The sequence below is a fragment of the Pseudomonas sp. RIT-PI-S genome (assembly GCF_025642975.1).
Lineage (GTDB): Bacteria > Pseudomonadota > Gammaproteobacteria > Pseudomonadales > Pseudomonadaceae > Aquipseudomonas.
In genome coordinates, this window is sequence record NZ_JANZKJ010000002.1 from 370,966 (window position 1) to 390,580 (window position 19,615).

Below are 19,615 nucleotides of genomic sequence, written 5' to 3' on the forward strand. Positions count from 1 at the left end.
TAGATGCGTTTGAGTTTCTTGTTCATGAGCGCAGTACCACGCCGCTGTCGTCTTCCCACCATACGAACACTTCGTCGTCCCAGGTTGGCCGCGCGCCACGGCGTTCGGCGTTGGCAACGAAGGACTGCACGATCTTGCCGCTGGGCAGTTGAACGTGGAACACCGAGTGGCCGCCCAGGTAGGCGATGTCGTGCACCTTGCCGCGCGACCAGTTGTGCTCGCAGGTCGGCTGCTCGGTGGTGACCAGCAGTTTTTCCGGGCGGATCGCGTAGGTGACGCTCTTGTCCTGAGCCGCGGTACTGATGCCGTGGCCCACGTAGATAGTGCGCTCCAGCTCTGGCGAGGCGATCAGTGCGTAGCCTTCCATGTCCTCTACCACCTGGCCATCGAAGAGGTTGACGTTGCCGATGAACTCGCACACCAGGCGGCTGGTTGGCGTTTCATAGATATCCACAGGGCTGCCGATCTGGGCGATCCAGCCAAGGTGCATGATCGCGATGCGCTGCGCCATGGTCATGGCTTCTTCCTGGTCGTGGGTCACCATCACGCAGGTCACACCCACCCGCTCGATGATTTCCACCAGTTCCAGTTGCATCTCCGAGCGCAGCTTTTTGTCCAGCGCGCCCATCGGCTCATCGAGCAGCAGCAGCTTTGGCCGCTTGGCCAGCGACCGCGCCAGGGCGACCCGCTGGCGCTGGCCACCGGACAACTGGTGCGGCTTGCGCTTGGCGTACTGGGTCATGTGCACCAGCTTGAGCATTTCGGCGACGCGGGCGTCGATCTCGGCGCTCGGCATCTTGTCTTGCTTCAAGCCGAAGGCGATGTTCTGCGCAACGGTCATGTGCGGGAACAATGCATAAGACTGGAACATCATGTTGATCGGCCGCTGGTAGGGCGGCATGTCCGTGATGTCTTCCCCGTCGAGGAATATCCGCCCTTCCGTAGGCCGCTCGAAGCCCGCGAGCATGCGCAGCAGAGTCGACTTGCCCGAACCCGAACCACCTAGCAAGGCGAAGATCTCGCCTTTGTGGATCTGCAAGGACACGTCGTCCACGGCGATCGTCTCGTCGAACTTTTTTGTTACCCGATCGATCTTGACCAACACCTGTTTGGGGTGTTGCCCGCCTTCGAGGGCTTTCTTATAGGCACTGGAGGCAACGGCCATCAACGAACTCCCAACTTTTTCGCAAACCCGCCGTCACCGGCGGGCGTAGGTTAATTACTTGCCCGTCTTGATCTTGTTCCACGAGCGGGTCATCAAACGTTGAATCGCGGGTGGCAGCTCGTGGCTGACATACGCCTTGTCGAGCACGTCCTGGGGCGGATACACCGCAGGGTCATTGCTCACGGCCTTGTCCATGTCGGACTTAGCCTCAGGGTTCGGGTTGGCATACCCAACGGCATCGCTCACTTGGGCGATGACTTTCGGGTCCAACAGATAATTGATAAAGGCATGGGCTTGCTTCACGTCCGGCGCGTCGGCTGGAACAGCCAACATGTCGAACCACAGGTTGCCACCTTCCTTGGGTACAGCGTAGGCGACGTTCACGCCGTTCTTCGCTTCCTCGGCGCGGCTGCGCGCCTGGAATACATCACCAGAGAAACCAGCGGCCACACAGATGTTGCCGGTGGAAAGATCGGAGATGTATTTAGAGGAGTGGAAGTAGCGCACATAAGGACGCACAGCCAGCAACTTGGCTTCGGCCTTCTTATAGTCCTCCGGGTTGGTACTGTTTGGATCCAGCCCCAGATAATTAAGTACCGCCGGCATCATTTCATCCGGCGAGTCGAGAAATGCCACGCCGCACTTTTGCAGCTTCTTCATGTTCTCGGGCTCGAACAGCACAGCCCAGGAATCGAGCTTGTCCACGCCCAACACAGCCTTGACCTTGTCGACGTTGTAACCGATACCGTTGGTGCCCCACAGATAGGGAACAGCGTATTGGTTACCCGGATCGTTGGCCTCGAGGCGCTTCATCAGAGCAGGGTCAAGATTCTTCCAGTTAGGCAACTGGCTGCGATCCAGCTTCTGGAACGCGCCTGCCTTGATCTGTTTGCCGAGGAAGTGATTCGACGGCACCACCACGTCGTAGCCGGTGTGGCCAGCCAAAAGCTTACCCTCGAGGGTTTCGTTGGAATCGAACACGTCATAGGACGGTTTGATACCGGTCGCTTTTTCGAAGTCGGCCAGGGTGGTCGCGCCTATGTAGTCCGACCAGTTATAAACCTTCACCGTCTCCGCTGCCTGGGCGCCAGCTGTGAGTACAAGCCCGGCGGTGAGCAAGAGCGCCTTGCTAATGAAAGAGTGAGACAAGTGGAAATCCTCTCGAAAGTGTTCTTTTCAGACGGCAATCAACCGACCGGCATGCGAAACCGGCGCGCAACTTACCTTCGATATACCTGCTCGGCAAAATTAATTCGTTACAGCAGTGGTTCGCGGGCTGCGCCAGCTCCTACTTGAGCTATTGCGCTGTAGGAGCTAGCGGCAGCCTGCAAAGGGTTACTTGCCAGACTTGATCTTGGTCCAGCTGCGAGTCATCTCCCGCTGCGTAGCGGCGGGCAGGTCAGAGATCGCATAGAACTTGGCCTTGACCTCGTCGGACGGGTAGATGTTCGGGTCCGACGTAATGGCCTTGTCAACGAACTCGGTAGCGGCCTTGTTCCCGTTCGGGAATTGCACTGCGTTGGTGATCTGAGCCATGACCTTCGGCTCGAGCAGGTAATTCATAAACTTGTAAGCGGCTTCGGTGTTCTCGGCGTCCTTGGGAATGGCGACCATGTCGTAGAAGGTGCCAGCGCCTTCCTTCGGAATGGCGTAGCTGACTTTCACCTTGCCGCCAGCTTCCTCGGCACGCGACTTAGCCTGCTGCACGTCACCCGAGTAACCCACGGCTACGCAGATATTGCCGGTGGCCAGATCCGAGATGTATTTGGAGGAGTGGAAGTAGGTGATGCTCGGGCGGACCTTGAGGAACAGGTCTTCAGCCTGCTTGAGGTCTTCCTTCTTCTGGCTGTTGGTGGGCAGGCCCAGGTAGTGCAAGGCGACCGGCAGCATCTCGGTTGGCGAGTCGAGGAAGCTCACGCCACAGGATTTCAGCTTGGCGATGTTTTCGGGCTTGAGCAGCACGTCCCAGGAATCGATCTTGTCCACGCCCAGCGCGGCCTTGACCTTCTCGGGGTTGTAACCGATGCCGATGGTGCCCCACATGTATGGGAAGGCGTGCTGGTTGCCCGGGTCGCTGGCGTCACCCACCGCCTTGAGCAGGGACTGATCCAGGTTGCCCCAGTTGCTCAGCTTGGACTTGTCCAGTTCCTGGTAAACGCCCGCCTTCACTTGCTTGGCTAGGAAGTTGTTCGACGGCACCACGATGTCATAACCCGACTTGCCCGCCAGCAGCTTGGCTTCCAGGGTTTCGTTGCTGTCGAACACGTCGTACACCACCTTGATGCCCGACTCTTTCTCGAAGTTCGCTACCGTGTCTGGCGCAATGTAATCCGACCAGTTGTAAACGTGCAGAACCTTGTCATCAGCGTGAACTGCCCCGACTGCGGCTGCCATCATCGACATGGCGAGCAGCGTCTTGCCAAATTTCTTCATGCGTAATGCTCCAAATTTTTTTTAAAAACCACCTGTAGGGCGCCGGTGCCTCACCAGCGAGGCGGTAAACCGGAACGCAGGCTGGCCTGGCGAGCGGTCCGGCGCGTTCGAAGAGACGGCGCCGTCGCACAGACTAGCATTTAGCCATTTAACGCATTAAGGGTCAGGTCCAGGCACAACCGCGCCTTGGTGACCAATTCATCAATCTCCTCGGCGCTGATCACCAACGGCGGCGCGATGATCATGGTGTCGCCAACGGCCCGCATGATCAGCCCGTTATCGAAGCAGAACTGCCGGCATATCATGCCCGCGCCCCGCCCTTGGTGCCGCTCGCGGGTGGCTTTGGTCTTCACCAGCTCGATCGCGCCGAGCATGCCCAACCCCCGGACCTCGCCTACCAACGGGTGGTCTTCGAGTTCCCTCAGGCGCTTTTGCAAATACGGTGCCGTTTCGCCTTTCACCCGTTCGATGATTTTTTCTTCACGCAACAGGCGCAGGTTTTCCAAGCCGACCGCGGCGGCCACCGGGTGGCCGGAATAAGTAAAGCCGTGGTTGAAGTCACCGCCCTCACTGATCACGCGCGCGACTTCGTCCCGCACGATCACGCCGCCCATAGGTACATAACCGGAAGTCAGGCCCTTGGCGATGGTCATCAGGTCGGGTTCGAGCCCGTAGTAATCGCTGCCGAACCATTCGCCGGTGCGGCCGAAACCACAGATCACTTCATCCGCTACGAACAGAATGTCGTACTTGGCGAGGATCTCCTTGATGCGCGGCCAGTAGCTGTCAGGCGGAATGATCACGCCACCGGCACCCTGGATAGGCTCGGCGATAAACGCCGCGACCTGGTCTTCGCCCACCTCGAGAATTTTTTCTTCCAGCTGGTTGGCGGCCCACACCCCGAATTCCTCGGGTGTCATGTCCCCGCCCTCACCGAACCAATAAGGCTGCGCGATGTGCACGATGCCGGGAATGGGCAGGTCGCCCTGCTCGTGCATGCCGCTCATGCCGCCCAGGCTCGCGCCCGCCACGGTGGAGCCGTGGTAGCCGTTGATGCGGCCAATGATGGTCTTTTTCCCAGGCTTGCCCTTGAGCGCCCAGTAATGGCGGACCAGACGCAACACGGTATCGTTGCCTTCCGAGCCGGAACCGGTAAAGAACACGTGGCTCATGCCTGCTGGGGCCACCTCGACTACCGCCCGGGCCAGCTCCAGCGCCGGCGGATGTGCGGTCTGGAAGAACAGGTTGTAGTAGGGCAGCTCGCGCATTTGGTTCGCCGCGGCCTGCACCAGCTCTTCGCGCCCGTAGCCGACCGCCACGCACCACAACCCGGCCATGCCATCGAGGATCTTGTGCCCTTCGCTGTCCCACAGGTGAACGCCTTGCGCCTTGGTGATGATGCGCGGGCCTTTTTCCTTGAGCTGCTTGTAGTCGCTGAACGGCGCCAGGTGATGGTCGCCGCTGAGGGATTGCCATTGCAGGGTTTGCGGATTGTTATTGCTCATGCTCATCTCCTTGGCCAACCCACCGGGCGGCAAGCTGGTAGCGATCAGACCGCGAACAGCAGGAACTCCCGTTCCCACGAACTGATCACGCGCTTGAAGTTCTCGTGTTCTGCCCGCTTGACCGCTACGTACCCGGTCACGAACTTGCGACCCAGGTACTTTTCAACGGTTTTGCAGTTTTCCATGCGCTCGAGCGCGTCCTCGATGGTCAACGGCAGGCGCAGGTTACGGCGCTCGTAGCCGCGACCATGCACAGGCGCGCTGGGCGGGATGCCCTCGACCATGCCGATATAGCCACACAGCAGGCTGGCGGCAATCGCCAGGTATGGGTTGGCATCGGCGCCGGGCAGGCGGTTTTCCACTCGACGGTTCTGCGGCGTAGCGTCTGGCACCCGCAGGCCCACCGTGCGGTTTTCTTCACCCCATTCCACGTTCACAGGCGCGGAGGTATCCGGCAGGAAGCGGCGGAAGGAGTTCACGTTAGGTGCGAACAGCGGCAGCAATTCCGGGATGTACTTCTGCAGGCCGCCTACATGGTGCAAGAACAGCTGGCTCATGGAGCCGTCTTCGTTGGAGAAGATGCTCTTGCCGGTTTCCACGCTGACCACGCTCTGGTGCAGGTGCATCGCACTGCCCGGCTCGCCGGTCATGGGCTTGGCCATAAAGGTGGCGGCCACATTGTGCTTGAGCGCCGCTTCACGCATGGTCCGCTTGAAGACCACGATCTGGTCAGCGAGAGCCAAGGCGCTGCCATGACGGAAGTTGATTTCCATCTGCGCGGTGCCGTCTTCGTGGATCAGCGTGTCCAGGTCCAGGTTTTGCAGTTCGCACCAGTCGTAGACGTCCTCGAACAGCGGGTCGAATTCGTTCGCCGCTTCGATAGAGAACGATTGGCGGCCGGTTTCCGGCCGGCCAGAGCGGCCGATGGGCGGCTGCAGCGGGAAGTCGGGGTCATCGCAGCGCTTCGTGAGATAGAACTCCATCTCCGGCGCGACGATCGGCAGCCAGCCGCGGTCGGCATACAGCTTGAGCACTTTCTTGAGCACGTTGCGCGGCGACAGCTCGATCGGGTTGCCTTGCTTGTCGTAGGTGTCGTGGATCACCTGCGCGGTGGGCTCGATGGCCCAAGGCACCAGGAACACCGCGTTCTCGTCAGGGCGGCAGATCATGTCAATGTCGGCGGGGTCGAGCAACTCGTAATAGATGTCGTCTTCCACGTAGTCGCCGGTTACGGTCTGCAGCAGCACGCTCTCAGGCAAGCGCATGCCTTTTTCGGCGATGAACTTGTTGGTAGGAGAGATCTTGCCCCGCGTGATGCCGGTCAGGTCGCTGATCAGGCATTCGACTTCGGTGATTTTGTGCTTTTTCAACCAATCAGTGAGCTGGTCGAGGTTGGTACTCATAAATACCTCAGGAGGTAAAGGCCCAGGCCTGGGGGGCCAGGGGTGTTTGACGCATCTGCGTCAGAGTGTGGTGCCTTTTGCTGGCCAGCGCCGCCGGGCGCTCGGTAGGCCACGGTGGAACCTGGGCATTGGCCCTGGCGCCGAAAAGTATACGCGCACGCGCCACCGATGCTGACCGGCCGACGAGGCGGGCGGGCGCGTTGGAGCGACTTCTGGCAGTATGGCAATACGAACCTGTAAAGATCCGTGGAGCGCTCCAGTCAAGCCGGAGGCTTTGTAATGATAGGGTATGGCTGGCCTGGCGCTGTTGCGTCCGGGTGCCAAAATAGAGCGTGGTAGCTCGTGCCAGGTAGAGCAAGGCGCGCAATGCCAGCGCTTGCCAGGCAGTTGCGCCAGTGCGGAGCGGGCGTGCCATGATATTCCCCGTTATTGTTGCTGTTATGGGATGCAACCGAGCTTAGCGTCGTTCAATTTTTTATACAACACCCCGTAAAAAATTCAGCACGCCTTGAATAAAGATTCAAAACATGACGGAAAACTCAGACGAAAACGCACCATAACAAGGCAAAAAGCCCAAAAACGCTCCCCAAAAGGGCGAGACTGGGTCAGCTTGACTTCGGGTTGGCTTTCGGATTGACTGAGACGGTTGTAAGCCAATGATTGATATTTTTAACAACAAAGGTGTTGCATCATGTCGGTACCCCCGCGTGCCGTTCAGCTTAACGAAGCGAACGCATTCCTTAAGGATCATCCTGAGGTTCTGTACGTCGATCTTCTAATTGCAGATATGAATGGTGTAGTGCGTGGCAAGCGCATCGAGCGCACCAGCCTGCACAAGGTGTATGAAAAAGGCATCAACCTGCCGGCATCGCTGTTTGCCCTCGATATCAACGGCTCTACGGTCGAAAGCACCGGCCTGGGCCTGGATATCGGCGACGCCGACCGCATCTGTTATCCGATCCCCAATACCTTGAGCAACGAGCCTTGGCAGAAGCGCCCCACCGCACAGCTGCTGATGACCATGCATGAACTCGAAGGCGAGCCCTTCTTCGCCGACCCCCGCGAAGTGTTGCGCCAGGTAGTGCAAAAGTTCGACGACCTCGGCCTTACCATTTGCGCGGCGTTCGAGCTGGAGTTCTACCTGATCGACCAGGAAAACGTGAACGGCCGGCCACAACCGCCCCGCTCGCCGATCTCCGGCAAGCGCCCGCAGTCGACCCAGGTGTACCTGATCGACGACCTGGACGAATACGTCGACTGCCTCCAGGACATCCTCGAAGGCGCCAAGGAGCAGCACATTCCGGCTGACGCCATCGTCAAGGAAAGCGCCCCCGCGCAGTTCGAAGTGAACCTGCATCACGTTGCCGACCCGCTCAAAGCCTGCGACTACGCGGTGTTGCTCAAGCGGCTGATCAAGAACATCGCCTACGACCATGAAATGGACACCACCTTCATGGCCAAGCCCTACCCGGGCCAGGCGGGAAATGGCCTGCATGTGCACATTTCGATCCTCGACAAGGACGGCAAGAATATCTTCACCAGCGAGGATCCCGAGCAGAACGCCGCATTGCGCCACGCAATCGGCGGTGTGCTCGAGACCCTACCGGCCTCGATGGCCTTCCTCTGCCCCAACGTCAACTCCTACCGCCGTTTCGGTGCGCAGTTCTATGTGCCGAACTCGCCGACCTGGGGCTTGGATAACCGTACCGTTGCCCTGCGCGTGCCCACGGGCACCCCAGACTCGGTGCGCATCGAGCATCGCGTGGCCGGGGCGGACGCCAACCCTTACCTACTGATGGCAGCCGTACTCGCCGGTATCCACCACGGCTTGACCACCAAGGTAGAACCAGGCGAGCCGTTGGAAGGCAACGCCTACGAGCAGACCGAGCCGAGCCTGCCGAACAACCTGCGCGATGCGCTGCGGGCACTGGACGACAGTGAAATCATGGCGAAGTACATCGATCCGAAGTACATCGACATCTTCGTGGCCTGTAAGGAAAGCGAGCTGGCAGAGTTCGAACATTCGATCTCCGACCTCGAGTACAACTGGTACCTGCATACGGTGTAGCGCCGGCGCTCACAGATAACACGCCGGTGGTTGCTACGACTCTGTGGGGCCGGGCAAAGCCCGGGGAGAGGGCGCGACTTGAAGCCCTTCCCGGGCTTTGCCCGGCCCCACACGTTCATGCGCAGGCATGCCGAGCACCACAGAAACGCCCACCCGGTACAGTTCAGCTAGAATGCGGGCTCTCTTCAGGAGCCCGTCATGTCCCGCACCCCCGCCCCTCGCAAACCCCGCCAGCGTAGCCAAGCCCGGATCGATGCCATCCTCGCTGCCGCTCGCGCACTGCTGGTCCGCGACGGCGTGGCAGGGCTGGCCATCTACAATGTGGCGGAACTGGCGCAGATCCCGCCCTCGTCGGTGTACCACTTCTTTCCCAGCGTGCCCGCCTTGCTCGAGGGCCTCACTGCAGACATCCATGCCGCCTTCCGCGCGTGCCTCGAAGCCCCTATCGACCCGCATGGCCTGAGCACCTGGCGCGACCTGTCTTGCCTGCTTGAGCAGCGCATGCTGGATCTCTACAACCAAGACGCCGCGGCCCGCCAATTGATACTCGCCCAACACGGGCTCAGTGAAGTAACCCAGGCCGACCGCAAGCACGACATCGAGCTCGGGGCGCTGATGCGCGAGGTGTTCGCCCGGCATTTCGTGCTGCCGCAGCTGCCTGAAGACGTGGACGTGTTCACGCTGGCAATGGAATTGGGGGACAGGGTGTACGCCCGCTCGGTGCAGTTGCACGGGGCGATCACACCGCGGCTGGCCGAGGAAGGGATGCGGGTATTCGATGCGTACTTGGGGTTGTATTTGCCGGCATATATGGCAAGGCGAGGCTCCACCCCTACCGAAATGTAGGGGCGTGCGAAGCCCGCGAACCTGTAGCGATTGAAGTTCGCAGGCTTAAACCCTCACAACTTAGCGATAGACACCTCAGTCGATTTCACGAACGCAATCACTTCGCTGCCCACCACCAGCTCCAGCTCTTTTACCGAGCGGGTGGTGATGACCGAGGTAACGATGCCCGAAGCGGTTTGCACGTCGATTTCCGACAGCACTGAGCCTTCGATGATTTCCTTGATGGTGCCTTTGAACTGGTTGCGGACGTTGATGGCTTTGATAGTCATGGCGATTTCCTTGGGTAACGTCAATTAGCCCAACGCAATTGCGCAGGCAGGGGATAAGTTGGTTCTGGAGGGATCTCCTGGCCGGGCAGCGACAGCACCCGGGCGAGGATGCGGCTTTCCACCTCGGCCAGGGCGTGGGAGCCTCGCTGCCGGGGGCGGGGAAGGTCGACCGGGACATCCAGGCCTATGCGGCCTTCCTCGATCAGGATGACCCGGTCGGCGACGGCCACCGCTTCGGCGACGTCGTGAGTCACCAACACCACGGTAAAGCGGTGCAGGGCCCAGAGGCGCTCGAGCAACTGCTGCATCTCGATACGGGTGAGCGCATCGAGGGCGCCCAGGGGTTCGTCGAGCAACAGCAAACGTGGCTCATGGATCAAGGCGCGGGCCAGGGCCACGCGCTGCTTTTGCCCGCCGGAGAGCGCCGCCGGCCATTCCTTGGCGCGTTCGGCCAGGCCGACCGCATTCAAGGCGTCCAGGGCCTTGGGTTGCCAGTGCCCTTTCAGGCCCAGGCCGACGTTTTCGATCACGGTTTTCCAAGGCAGCAAGCGCGGCTCCTGGAACATCAGGCGCGTACCTTGGCGCACCGTGTCCAGGCTGCTGTCGCCGCTGCCCACGTGGCCACTGCTGGCTTTGTCCAGGCCCGCAAGCAAGCGCAACAAGGTGCTTTTACCGCAACCACTGCGGCCCACCACGGCAACAAACTGGCCGGCAGGGATGTGTAAGTCCACCCCCTGCAGCACTTGGCGCTCACCGAAGGTTTTGGTCAGTTGCTGCACATCCAGCGCAATGCCGCGCAAAAAATGGGGTGTGTCGTTCAGGATGCTCATGCGCGCCCTTCCTTGCCTGTTTGATAGGCCGGATGCCACCGCAACCACACCCGCTCCAAGCCCCGCGCGGCAAGGTCGGCGAGCTTGCCGAGCACGGCATAGAGCACGATCGCCAGCACCACCACGTCCGTTTGCAGGAACTCCCGGGCGTTCATTGCCAGGTAACCGATGCCGGAACTGGCGGAGATGGTTTCGGCAACGATCAACGTGAGCCACATGAAGCCCAGCGCAAAGCGCACGCCGACCAGGATGGAAGGCAGCGCCCCGGGCAGGATCACCTGCCAGAACAGCGCAAACCCTGACAGCCCATAGCTACGGGACATTTCCACCAGGGCTGGGTCGACGTTGCGAATGCCGTGATAGGTATTGAGGTAAATCGGGAATAGCGTGCCCAGCGCCACCAAGAAAATCTTGGCGGATTCATCGATGCCGAACCACAGAATGACCAGCGGAATCAACGCCAGGTGAGGCACGTTGCGGATCATCTGCACGGAGCTGTCCAGCAAGCGTTCGCCCCAGCGCGACAGGCCGGTAATAAAACCCAGGGCCAGGCCAATAGCGCCGCCGATGGCAAAGCCTACCGCCGCGCGCCAGCTGCTGATCGCCAAGTGCTTCCAGATCTCGCCGGAGCGCACCAGTTGCACCCCCGCCTCCAGCACCGCGCTAGGCGCGGGCAGGATGCGCGTAGACAGCCAGCCCGCGCTGACCGCTAACTGCCAGATAGCCAGCAACAGCACGGGCAGCACCCAAGGCGCCAGCCGTTCGGCCGCTCTGCGAGAGATGCTCATCACGCCCCCTCAGCTCTGCGCCACGGCTTTAGGCAGGATGTCGTTGGCGACCATCTCACCGAACGGGCTGATATAGCCCGCGCCGCCGTTCGCTTGCGGTCGTTCCACGTCCAAGTGCGGGAATAACAGTTCCGCTACCCGATAAGACTCTTCCAGGTGCGGGTAGCCGGAGAAGATAAAGGTGTCGATGCCCAGGTCCGCGTATTCCTTCACACGCGCAGCCACGGTAGGGCCATCCCCCACCAGTGCCGTGCCAGCGCCACCGCGCACCAGGCCGACGCCGGCCCAGAGATTAGGGCTCACTTCCAGGTTGTCACGGCGGCCGCCGTGCAGAGCGGCCATGCGCTGCTGGCCGACTGAATCGAAGCGGGCAAAGGCCGACTGCGCTTTGGCGATAGTGGCGTCATCGAGCTGAGCGATCAGCCGGTCAGCAGCGCGCCAGGCCTCTTCGTTGGTTTCTCGCACGATCACATGCAAGCGGATACCAAAGCGCACGGTGCGCCCTTGAGCAGCAGCCTTGGCACGTACCTGGGCGATTTTTTCGGCCACGGCGGCCGGCGGCTCACCCCAGGTGAGGTACAGCTCGACCTGCTCGGCGGCCAGATCTTGAGCGGCATCCGAAGAGCCGCCGAAATACAACGGCGGGCGCGGTTGCTGGATCGGCGGGTAGAGCAGCTTCGCCCCTTTGACTTGCAGATGCTTGCCTTCGTAATCGACCGTTTCGCCTTCCAGCACCCGGCGCCAGATGCGAGTGAATTCCACCGACGCTTCGTAGCGCTCCTCGTGGCTAAGGAACAGGCCATCGCCGGCGAGCTCGTCCGGGTCACCACCGGTCACCAGGTTGAACAGCGCACGGCCATTGGAGAGGCGGTCCAGGGTTGCGGCTTGGCGAGCAGCCACAGTCGGCGAGATGATTCCAGGGCGCAGCGCCACCAGGAATTTCAACCGCTGGGTGACCGGAATCAGCGATGCGGCCACCAGCCAGGAGTCCTCGCAGGAGCGGCCGGTAGGGATAAGTACACCGCCGTAACCGAGGCGGTCCGCCGCCTGGGCGATCTGCTGCAGGTAACCGTGGTCCACCGCCCGCGCGCCTTCGGCGGTGCCCAGGTAATGACCGTCGCCGTGGGTAGGCAAAAACCAGAAAATGTTCAGGCTCATGGGAGTTGTCTCCAGAGTTGGCGCCGGCTGGGCCGGCGCGAGGTCATTTGGTGGCAAGGCCTGCCGGTGGGGTCCAGATCACGTCTTTGATGCTCAGCGGCTTGGGTATCAGCTTGAGCTGGTAAAACGCATCGGCGATTTTCTGCTGCGCGCTCACCACGTCGTCGGTGAGGTAGGTCGCACCAAAGCCTTGACGCTTGACCGAGGTCAGCACGATAGGCGCGGGCAAGCCCAGCAGCGGCGCGACCTGCTCGGTCACTTCTTGAGGATTGGAGCGGGACCATTCCCCGGTTTTGCGCACTTCATCCACCAAAGTGGCGATTACCGCCGGGTGAGCCTGGGCATAAGGGCGGGTGGCCAGGTAGAACTGGTTGTTGTCCACCAAGCCGCTGCCATCACGCAGGGTGCGAGCATTGAGCTGTTGTTCGGCCGCCGCTTGATACGGGTCCCAGATAACCCAGGCATCGACGCTGCCACGCTCGAAGGCTGCACGCGCATCGGCAGGCGGCAGGAACACGGTCTGGATGTCTCCGTATTGAAGACCCGCGTCCTGCAGCGCACGCACGAGCAGGTAATGCACGTTAGAGCCCTTGTTGAGCACCACCTTCTTGCCCTTGAGGTCTTTCACGCTGGTGATGGGCGAATCCTTGGGCACCAGGATCGCCTCGCTGGTAGGCGCTGGCGGCTCGTGGGCCACGTAAAGCAGATCGGCGCCAGCCGCCTGAGCGAACACCGGCGGGGTTTCACCCGTCACGCCGAAGTCGATAGAACCTACGTTGAGGCCCTCGAGCAGCTGCGGGCCGCCAGGAAACTCCGTCCACTGCACATCGATGCCTTGGTCAGCCAGGCGCTTTTCAAGGGTGCCTTTAGCCTTGAGCAGCACCAGGGTGCCGTACTTCTGATAGCCGATGCGCAGGGTGTCGGCCTGGGCCTGGCTGAGTGCGCCGAAAGCGAGGGTCGCGGCAAACAGGGCGACCAGGCCTCGACGCAAGGTGAATGGGCGCATGGCGCTCTCCTTGATGACTATGTCGGGTAACTGGCACCTGCTTCCCGTGGTCGGGTCAGAAGATGTTAAGGCTGTTTAGATACTCCAGCGCGCCTCGATCAGGCTGCGGCTGAGCTGGCCGGGCGCAAGCGGGCGTGGCCGCCGCGCCAGGGCTTGGTGAAACTCTTCCAGCGCCCCTTCCAGGCGCTGCTCCAGCACTGGCGCCAGGCTGGCCGGGGTCGAACCCTCGGCATAGGTGATCTGGTTGTCTTCGGCGAAGATTCCTTGAAGCATCTCCTGCGCTTTGAGCGCCGCCAGCACCGGCTTGAGGGCGTAGTCCACCGCGAGCATGTGGGCGATGCTGCCACCGGTGGCAATCGGCAATACCACCTTGTGGCTGAGCGCACGTTCCGGCAGCAGGTCCAGCAGTGTTTTCAGCGCACCGCTGAACGAAGCCTTGTACACCGGCGTAGCCACGATCAGGCCGTCTGCCTGTTCGACCATCTGCAAGAAAGCAATCACCTGGGGGCTATCGAAGCGGGCGTGGAGCAGGTCCTCGGCGGGAAATTCCCGCACTTGGTAGCTCACCACTTCCACCCCTCGGGCCTGAAGGAGCTGACGCGCCCGCTCAAGCACTACCGCGGAGCGCGAGCGGGCGCTGGGGCTTCCTCCGACTGAAACAACGAGCATCAGGCTTTCCCTTGCGTTTACATAATTAACGAAGCCGAGAGTACCGCTGTTCTTTTATATCCATAAATCATATTTGTTCATTTGCTTATTCCTTAATTGACTTTCCATGCGTCCGCTTTCCACCCCCAAGCGGCAATGGGGAAAAAATTTGTCACAATTAGCGAGGATCATGAAAGATCCCATCCCCGGCCCGGAGCCGTCACATGACCTCGAACACCTTCAGGGCAAGCGCGCCTGCCAAAGGCCCCGCCCTCGACCGCCGTTCTACCCCGCTGGTCAAGGCGCTGTTCTATGCCGTGCTGATAGTAGGCGTGAGCTATATGTTCTGGAGCCTGGGCCGAGACCTGGACACCAGCAACGCCTCAACCGCGACCTGGACCCCCTACGTGCTGCTGGGCGTCGCGCTGGTGATCGCCCTGGCCTTCGAGTTCGTCAACGGCTTCCATGACACGGCCAATGCGGTAGCCACGGTGATCTACACCCACTCGCTGCCTGCACATGTGGCGGTAATGTGGTCCGGCGCGTTCAACTTCATCGGGGTGCTCACCTCAAGCGGCGCGGTTGCCTTCGGCATCATCGCGCTGTTACCGGTGGACCTGATCCTGCAAGTCGGTTCCTCGGCAGGTTTTGCGATGATTTTTGCCCTGCTGCTGGCCGCCATCTTGTGGAACCTCGGCACTTGGTCGCTGGGATTGCCGGCGTCTTCCTCACATACGCTGATCGGCTCGATCATCGGCGTGGGCGTTGCCAACGCTTTGATGAGCGGCCGTACGGGCACTTCAGGGGTGGACTGGGGCCAGGCGGCGAAGGTGGGCTATGCCCTGCTGCTGTCGCCGGTGATTGGCTTCGTATGCGCGGGCGCGCTTATGTTGCTGCTGCGTCGGCTGGTAAAGAACCGCGCGCTCTATCAGGCCCCGGAAGGCAACAACCCGCCGCCTTTCTGGATTCGCGGCCTGCTGATCCTAACGTGCACGGGGGTGTCCTTCGCCCACGGCTCCAACGACGGGCAAAAGGGCATGGGGTTGATCATGCTCATCCTCATCGGCACCTTGCCAATGGCTTATGCGCTGAACAGGGCCATCCCGGAGCCGGAAACCCAACGCTTCGCGGCCCTGGCCGTGGTGACTCAACAGGCACTCACCCGCGCCGAACCGCAACCACTGACGGTAGAACCACGTAAGCACCTGGAAAACTTTTTGATCGATCACAAACCGTCGCCGCAATTAGTACCCGCACTGGCGGCGGTAGCCGGCAGCATTGCGGAACAGGTCAAGCTGTATGGCTCCCTCGACCGGGTGCCGCCCCGCGCCAGCTCGAACGTGCGCAACGACATGTATCTCACGTCCGAGGCCATTCGGGTGATGGAGAAAGAAAAGATCGGCACCTTCGACGCCGACACCCGCGACAAGCTCAAGGCTTTCCAGGCCTACATCGGTGAGGCCACCCGGTTCATCCCGCCCTGGGTGAAAGTCGCGGTCGCCTTGGCCTTAGGCATGGGCACGCTGGTTGGCTGGCGGCGTATCGTAGTGACCGTGGGCGAGCGCATCGGCAAGACTCACCTCACCTACGCGCAAGGCGCCAGCGCCGAAACCATAGCCATGCTCACCATCGCTGCCGCGGACATGTATGGGCTGCCGGTTTCGACCACCCACGTGTTGTCGTCCGGCGTCGCCGGCACCATGGCCGCTAACGGCTCTGGGCTGCAAATGCGCACCGTGCGCAACCTGCTCATGGCTTGGGTGCTGACCCTGCCCGCGGCGATCGTATTGTCCGCGGGGTTGTATTGGTTGTTTCGGCAGTTTGTTTGAATAGCGGGGCCTACTCAAAAAAGCACTTGCTGGCCTAATAAAAAAAGGGGGCCATATCAATGACCCCCCAAAGCCCTGCTAGGCATTCGTTCAGCGGTTGGGTTGTGGCGTCAGGCGCAGGTAGGGCTTGACTGCACGGTAACCCTTGGGAAAACGCTGGGCGATTTCCGCTTCGTCCTTGAGCGACGGCACGATCACCACTTCATCACCGTCCTGCCAGTTGGCGGGGGTGGCGACCTTGTGGTTGTCCGTAAGCTGCAGCGAATCGATCACCCGCAGAATTTCATGGAAATTACGCCCCGTGCTGGCGGGATAGGTAATGGTCAGCCGTACCTTTTTGTTCGGGTCGATCACGAACAGTGAGCGCACCGTGAGAGTGTCGTTGGCGTTAGGGTGGATCAGGTCGTAAAGGTCCGAGACCTTGCGGTCGGCGTCGGCCAGGATCGGAAAGTTGACCTGGGTGCTTTGCGTTTCGTTGATGTCGTCGATCCACTTCACATGGGACTCGACCGGATCTACCGACAGGGCGATGGCCTTAACGCCACGCTTGTCGAACTCGTCCTTGAGCTTAGCGGTGAACCCTAGTTCGGTGGTGCACACCGGGGTGAAGTCTGCCGGGTGCGAGAACAGCACGCCCCAACTGTTGCCCAGCCATTCATGGAAGCGAATGCGGCCAAGGCTGGAGTCCTGTTCGAAGTCAGGGGCGATATCGCCAAGCTTGAGGCCCATTTTTTTCAGCTCCTGTGGGAGGTCGGTTGCCGTTATGTTGCATGCATGGCAACGAACTCTAAAAGAATAAATAGCACTGTGTTTATAACCGTAACGCTGGACCGCTCTATCACGGTTTCATGCGTAGCAGCTGATAAGGTTTAGCTCAAAGCCGTACTGCCGTCGTCGCGATCCGGCAGCGGGCGCCTCATCAAGCGCCATAAGCTAGTAACCAAATATTATTTATTCCGGATTTTTTAGAACGATAATCTAGGTGCCATTCGCCCACCGACCCAAGGCACCTAAAATGGCACGCACCTTCGCGCCCCTGTTCACCGCTTTAGCCTTCGCAGCCGCTGCATTGTCCGCCCAGGCTGAGGACCTTAAGGTCGGGTATCAAACCGGTATCGACCCTAGCAAGGTGCCCCAAGCCGACGGCACTTACGAAAAAAGCATCGGGGAAAAGATCGACTGGCTCCGCTTCAACAGCGGCTCGGAGGTCGTCACCGCGCTGGCCTCCGGCGGCGTTCAGATTGGTAACCTGGGCTCCAGCCCCCTGGCCGCGGCCGCCTCACGCAAGTTGCCGATCGTGGCCTTTATCGTGTCGGCGCAGATCAACTCCTCCGAGCAGCTGGTAGTGCGCAACGGCAGCGGCATCACCAAGCCTGAAGACCTGGTGGGCAAAACTATCGCCACCCCGTTCGTATCGACTTCTCACTACAGCCTGCTCGGCGCGCTCAAGCACTGGGGCCTGGACGCCACCAAGGTCAAGGTAGTGAACCTGCAACCGCTCGAGATCGCCGCTGCCTGGAAGCGCGGCGACATCGACGGCGCCTTCGTGTGGTCCCCCGCCTTGGGTGAGATCCGCAAGACCGGCACGGTGTTGACCGACGCCGCGCAAGTTGGCCAATGGGGCGCGCCGACCTTCGAGGTATGGGTGGCCCGCAAGGACTACGCCGAGAAACACCCTGACGTGATCGCCAAGTTCTCTAAGGTAACCCTGGACGCGTACGCCGATTACGCCGCGCACAAGGACGCCTGGACCGCCAACTCGGCCCCAGTGCAAAAGATCGCCAAGCTGACCGGCTCCAACGCCGAGGATGTGCCCGAGCTGCTGGCAGGCTCCGCCTTCCCCGACGCCAAGGCACAGACCTCGCCGCAGCTGCTCGAGGGCGGCACCGCCAAGGCGATTGGCGAAACCGCGAAGTTCCTCAAGGAACAGGGCCGGGTAGAAACCGTGCTGCCTGACTACAGCCCGTACGTCAGCGCCACCTACATCAAGTAAGCCGTTTTACTGCACGGGGCAACGCCATGGCAGACCTAGAACTCGACCGCATCAGCGCGCAGTATCCCGGCGCCACTCAACCCGTGCTGCAGGACATTTCCTTGCGCCTGGGCCCTAACCAACTCACGGTGGCCCTTGGGCCTTCCGGTAGCGGTAAAACCTCCTTGCTGAACCTGATCGCCGGGTTCGTTGCACCGAGCGCCGGCAACATCCGCCTGGACGGCGAGCCGGTGCGCGGCCCAGGCGCCGACCGCGGGGTGGTGTTCCAAGACGACGTGCTGCTGCCTTGGCAGAACGTGTTGCAGAACGTGGCCTTCGGCCTGGAACTGGCTGGCGTGGCCAAACCGGCTCGGGAAGCGCGCGCTCGCGAGCTGCTCGGCCTGGTGGGGCTTGCGCAGTTCGGCGAGCGTCGGGTTTGGGAGCTTTCTGGCGGGCAGAAACAGCGCGTGGGCCTCGCCCGCGCCCTGGCTGCCGAGCCGCGCGTGTTATTGATGGACGAACCCTTCGGCGCGTTGGATGCCTTCACCCGCGAGCAGATGCAGGAACTGCTGCTCAACGTATGGCGGCGCACGGCCAAGCCGGTGTTTCTGATTACCCACGACATCGAAGAAGCCGTGTTCCTCGCTACCGAGCTGATACTGCTGGCGCCCAACCCTGGGCGGATTGTCGAACGCCTGGCCCTGGATTTCGGCCGCCGCTACGCCGATGGTGAGTCAGCGCGCGCAATCAAGTCCGACCCCCGCTTCATCGAAACCCGCGAGCATGTGCTGGCACAGGTATTTTCCCAGCGCAGCCTTACTAAGGAGGCCGTATGAGCAGCGCCGAACTGGCCCTTGAGCCATCCGTCAGCCCCGCCGCGGCGCCGGCCCGCTGGAGCCTGAGCACTCGCGCCATCAGCGTCCTGACCGGGGCCAGCCTGCTGCTGGCCTGGTGGGCCGCGACGTATTTCGAGCTGATCGACCCGCTGTTCCTGCCGGCGCCCGCGGCCGTGGCGCAAAAGGGTTGGCTGCTGGCAACCACCGGCTACATGGACTCAACCCTCTGGCAGCATTTGGGTGCCAGCTTGCAGCGCATCGGCATCGCCTTGGGCCTGGCCATCGTGACCGCCATCCCGCTGGGGATCGCCATTGGCCGCAACCGCATCGCCCGCGGCATCCTCGACCCGTTGATCGAGTTCTATCGGCCGATCCCACCGTTGGCTTACTTGCCGCTGATCGTGATCTGGTGCGGCATCGGCGAGTTTTCCAAGGTGTTGCTGATTTACCTGGCGATATTCGCCCCTATCGCCATTGCCACCGCCACCGGGGTTCGCACCGTGGACCCGGCCCGCCTGCGCGCCGCCCAGTGCCTTGGCGCTACCCGAGCGCAACTGGTGCGCCATGTGATCCTGCCCAGCGCCTTGCCAGACATCCTCACCGGGGTACGCATCGGCCTGGGTGTGGGCTGGTCCACGCTGGTGGCCGCCGAGCTGATCGCCGCTACCAGCGGGCTGGGCTTCATGGTGCAGTCCGCCGCGCAGTTCCTGGTTACCGACGTGGTGATCCTGGGCATTCTGATCATCGCCGTGGTGGCTTTCGCCCTTGAGCTGGGGCTGCGTGCCCTGCAGCGAAGGCTGGTGCCTTGGCATGGGCAGAGCCACTAAAAACCTGTACGGAAAGTGGCGAGCGCCGCCGC

Annotated in this window: 18 protein-coding genes; 6 read left to right on the forward strand and 12 right to left on the reverse strand. The window is 61.3% G+C overall.

Annotation, left to right across the window (positions count from 1 at the left end):
* Positions 1–22 precede the first annotated feature (22 nt).
* The 5 genes from potA to OGL93_RS05735 form a co-directional block, all read right to left on the reverse strand.
* Positions 23–1,165, reverse strand: coding sequence for a polyamine ABC transporter ATP-binding protein (gene potA / locus OGL93_RS05715; protein WP_263261410.1), 1,143 nt, complete (start codon positions 1,163–1,165; stop codon positions 23–25).
* Positions 1,166–1,219: 54 nt separating this feature from the next.
* On the reverse strand, positions 1,220–2,314 hold the full coding sequence (locus tag OGL93_RS05720; protein WP_263261411.1) for a polyamine ABC transporter substrate-binding protein: 1,095 nt from the start codon (positions 2,312–2,314) through the stop codon (positions 1,220–1,222).
* A gap of 186 nt (positions 2,315–2,500) precedes the next feature.
* Positions 2,501–3,598 (reverse strand): polyamine ABC transporter substrate-binding protein, encoded by a 1,098-nt coding sequence (locus OGL93_RS05725; protein WP_263261412.1) that lies wholly within the window; start codon positions 3,596–3,598, stop codon positions 2,501–2,503.
* Positions 3,599–3,738: 140 nt separating this feature from the next.
* A complete protein-coding gene (locus OGL93_RS05730; RefSeq protein ID WP_263261413.1) occupies positions 3,739–5,103 on the reverse strand; it encodes an aspartate aminotransferase family protein in 1,365 nt (454 codons plus the stop codon).
* Between the two features lie 44 nt (positions 5,104–5,147).
* Entirely contained in the window at positions 5,148–6,506 is a 1,359-nt protein-coding gene (locus tag OGL93_RS05735) for a glutamine synthetase family protein (RefSeq protein WP_263261414.1), read from the reverse strand.
* A gap of 691 nt (positions 6,507–7,197) precedes the next feature.
* Between OGL93_RS05735 and OGL93_RS05740 the strand changes: the two genes are divergently transcribed.
* Together OGL93_RS05740 and OGL93_RS05745 are read left to right on the forward strand one after the other, a co-directional pair.
* On the forward strand, positions 7,198–8,574 hold the full coding sequence (locus OGL93_RS05740; RefSeq protein WP_263261415.1) for a glutamine synthetase family protein: 1,377 nt from the start codon (positions 7,198–7,200) through the stop codon (positions 8,572–8,574).
* Positions 8,575–8,772: 198 nt separating this feature from the next.
* Complete coding sequence (locus OGL93_RS05745) at positions 8,773–9,420, forward strand: TetR/AcrR family transcriptional regulator (protein WP_263261416.1); 648 nt, start codon at positions 8,773–8,775, stop codon at positions 9,418–9,420.
* A gap of 53 nt (positions 9,421–9,473) precedes the next feature.
* On the opposite strand, the gene OGL93_RS05750 is transcribed toward OGL93_RS05745, so the two are convergent.
* The 6 genes from OGL93_RS05750 to ssuE all read right to left on the reverse strand — a co-directional run bounded on the left by OGL93_RS05750 (position 9,474) and on the right by ssuE (position 14,140).
* Entirely contained in the window at positions 9,474–9,689 is a 216-nt protein-coding gene (locus tag OGL93_RS05750; RefSeq protein ID WP_263261417.1) for a TOBE domain-containing protein, read from the reverse strand.
* Between the two features lie 20 nt (positions 9,690–9,709).
* Positions 9,710–10,519, reverse strand: a complete 810-nt coding sequence (ssuB, locus tag OGL93_RS05755; protein ID WP_263261418.1) for an aliphatic sulfonates ABC transporter ATP-binding protein — start codon at positions 10,517–10,519, stop codon at positions 9,710–9,712.
* Positions 10,516–11,307: an aliphatic sulfonate ABC transporter permease SsuC gene (gene ssuC, locus OGL93_RS05760; protein ID WP_263261419.1), complete on the reverse strand. Its 792-nt coding sequence runs from the start codon at positions 11,305–11,307 to the stop codon at positions 10,516–10,518. The genes ssuB and ssuC overlap by 4 nt, the downstream gene beginning before the upstream one ends.
* 9 nt (positions 11,308–11,316) lie before the next feature.
* Positions 11,317–12,465, reverse strand: coding sequence for an FMNH2-dependent alkanesulfonate monooxygenase (gene ssuD / locus OGL93_RS05765; RefSeq protein ID WP_263261420.1), 1,149 nt, complete (start codon positions 12,463–12,465; stop codon positions 11,317–11,319).
* Between the two features lie 43 nt (positions 12,466–12,508).
* The gene (locus OGL93_RS05770; protein ID WP_263261421.1) at positions 12,509–13,471 is read right to left on the reverse strand and encodes a sulfonate ABC transporter substrate-binding protein; all 963 of its coding nucleotides are present in this window, start codon (positions 13,469–13,471) and stop codon (positions 12,509–12,511) included.
* Positions 13,472–13,546: 75 nt separating this feature from the next.
* On the reverse strand, positions 13,547–14,140 hold the full coding sequence (ssuE, locus tag OGL93_RS05775) for an NADPH-dependent FMN reductase (RefSeq protein ID WP_263261422.1): 594 nt from the start codon (positions 14,138–14,140) through the stop codon (positions 13,547–13,549).
* Between the two features lie 203 nt (positions 14,141–14,343).
* On the opposite strand from ssuE, the gene OGL93_RS05780 reads away from it, so the two are divergent.
* Positions 14,344–15,948, forward strand: a complete 1,605-nt coding sequence (locus tag OGL93_RS05780; RefSeq protein WP_263261423.1) for an inorganic phosphate transporter — start codon at positions 14,344–14,346, stop codon at positions 15,946–15,948.
* 90 nt (positions 15,949–16,038) lie between these two features.
* Here the strand turns inward: OGL93_RS05780 and OGL93_RS05785 are convergent, their stop codons facing one another.
* A complete protein-coding gene (locus tag OGL93_RS05785; RefSeq protein WP_263261424.1) occupies positions 16,039–16,677 on the reverse strand; it encodes a peroxiredoxin in 639 nt (212 codons plus the stop codon).
* Between the two features lie 286 nt (positions 16,678–16,963).
* Between OGL93_RS05785 and tauA the strand changes: the two genes are divergently transcribed.
* The 3 genes from tauA to tauC are packed head-to-tail and all read left to right on the forward strand — an operon-like array spanning position 16,964 to position 19,583.
* On the forward strand, positions 16,964–17,941 hold the full coding sequence (gene tauA / locus OGL93_RS05790; RefSeq protein WP_263261425.1) for a taurine ABC transporter substrate-binding protein: 978 nt from the start codon (positions 16,964–16,966) through the stop codon (positions 17,939–17,941).
* Positions 17,942–17,967: 26 nt separating this feature from the next.
* Complete coding sequence (gene tauB, locus OGL93_RS05795; RefSeq protein WP_263261426.1) at positions 17,968–18,756, forward strand: taurine ABC transporter ATP-binding subunit; 789 nt, start codon at positions 17,968–17,970, stop codon at positions 18,754–18,756.
* Positions 18,753–19,583, forward strand: coding sequence for a taurine ABC transporter permease TauC (tauC, locus tag OGL93_RS05800; protein WP_263261427.1), 831 nt, complete (start codon positions 18,753–18,755; stop codon positions 19,581–19,583). Before tauB ends, tauC begins: the two co-directional genes overlap by 4 nt.
* The last annotated feature ends 32 nt before the right edge of the window (positions 19,584–19,615 follow it).

Coding starts and splice junctions, on each gene's coding strand:
- ssuE (WP_263261422.1), bottom strand. CDS start 14,140: ATGCTCGTTGTTTCAGTCGGAGGAAGCCCCAGCGCCCGCTCGCGCTCC.
- ssuB (WP_263261418.1), bottom strand. CDS start 10,519: ATGAGCATCCTGAACGACACACCCCATTTTTTGCGCGGCATTGCGCTG.
- potA (WP_263261410.1), bottom strand. CDS start 1,165: ATGGCCGTTGCCTCCAGTGCCTATAAGAAAGCCCTCGAAGGCGGGCAA.
- OGL93_RS05725 (WP_263261412.1), bottom strand. CDS start 3,598: ATGAAGAAATTTGGCAAGACGCTGCTCGCCATGTCGATGATGGCAGCC.
- OGL93_RS05745 (WP_263261416.1), top strand. CDS start 8,773: ATGTCCCGCACCCCCGCCCCTCGCAAACCCCGCCAGCGTAGCCAAGCC.
- tauB (WP_263261426.1), top strand. CDS start 17,968: ATGGCAGACCTAGAACTCGACCGCATCAGCGCGCAGTATCCCGGCGCC.
- OGL93_RS05770 (WP_263261421.1), bottom strand. CDS start 13,471: ATGCGCCCATTCACCTTGCGTCGAGGCCTGGTCGCCCTGTTTGCCGCG.
- OGL93_RS05780 (WP_263261423.1), top strand. CDS start 14,344: ATGACCTCGAACACCTTCAGGGCAAGCGCGCCTGCCAAAGGCCCCGCC.
- OGL93_RS05740 (WP_263261415.1), top strand. CDS start 7,198: ATGTCGGTACCCCCGCGTGCCGTTCAGCTTAACGAAGCGAACGCATTC.
- OGL93_RS05750 (WP_263261417.1), bottom strand. CDS start 9,689: ATGACTATCAAAGCCATCAACGTCCGCAACCAGTTCAAAGGCACCATC.
- OGL93_RS05735 (WP_263261414.1), bottom strand. CDS start 6,506: ATGAGTACCAACCTCGACCAGCTCACTGATTGGTTGAAAAAGCACAAA.
- OGL93_RS05785 (WP_263261424.1), bottom strand. CDS start 16,677: ATGGGCCTCAAGCTTGGCGATATCGCCCCTGACTTCGAACAGGACTCC.
- tauA (WP_263261425.1), top strand. CDS start 16,964: ATGGCACGCACCTTCGCGCCCCTGTTCACCGCTTTAGCCTTCGCAGCC.
- tauC (WP_263261427.1), top strand. CDS start 18,753: ATGAGCAGCGCCGAACTGGCCCTTGAGCCATCCGTCAGCCCCGCCGCG.
- ssuC (WP_263261419.1), bottom strand. CDS start 11,307: ATGAGCATCTCTCGCAGAGCGGCCGAACGGCTGGCGCCTTGGGTGCTG.
- ssuD (WP_263261420.1), bottom strand. CDS start 12,465: ATGAGCCTGAACATTTTCTGGTTTTTGCCTACCCACGGCGACGGTCAT.
- OGL93_RS05730 (WP_263261413.1), bottom strand. CDS start 5,103: ATGAGCAATAACAATCCGCAAACCCTGCAATGGCAATCCCTCAGCGGC.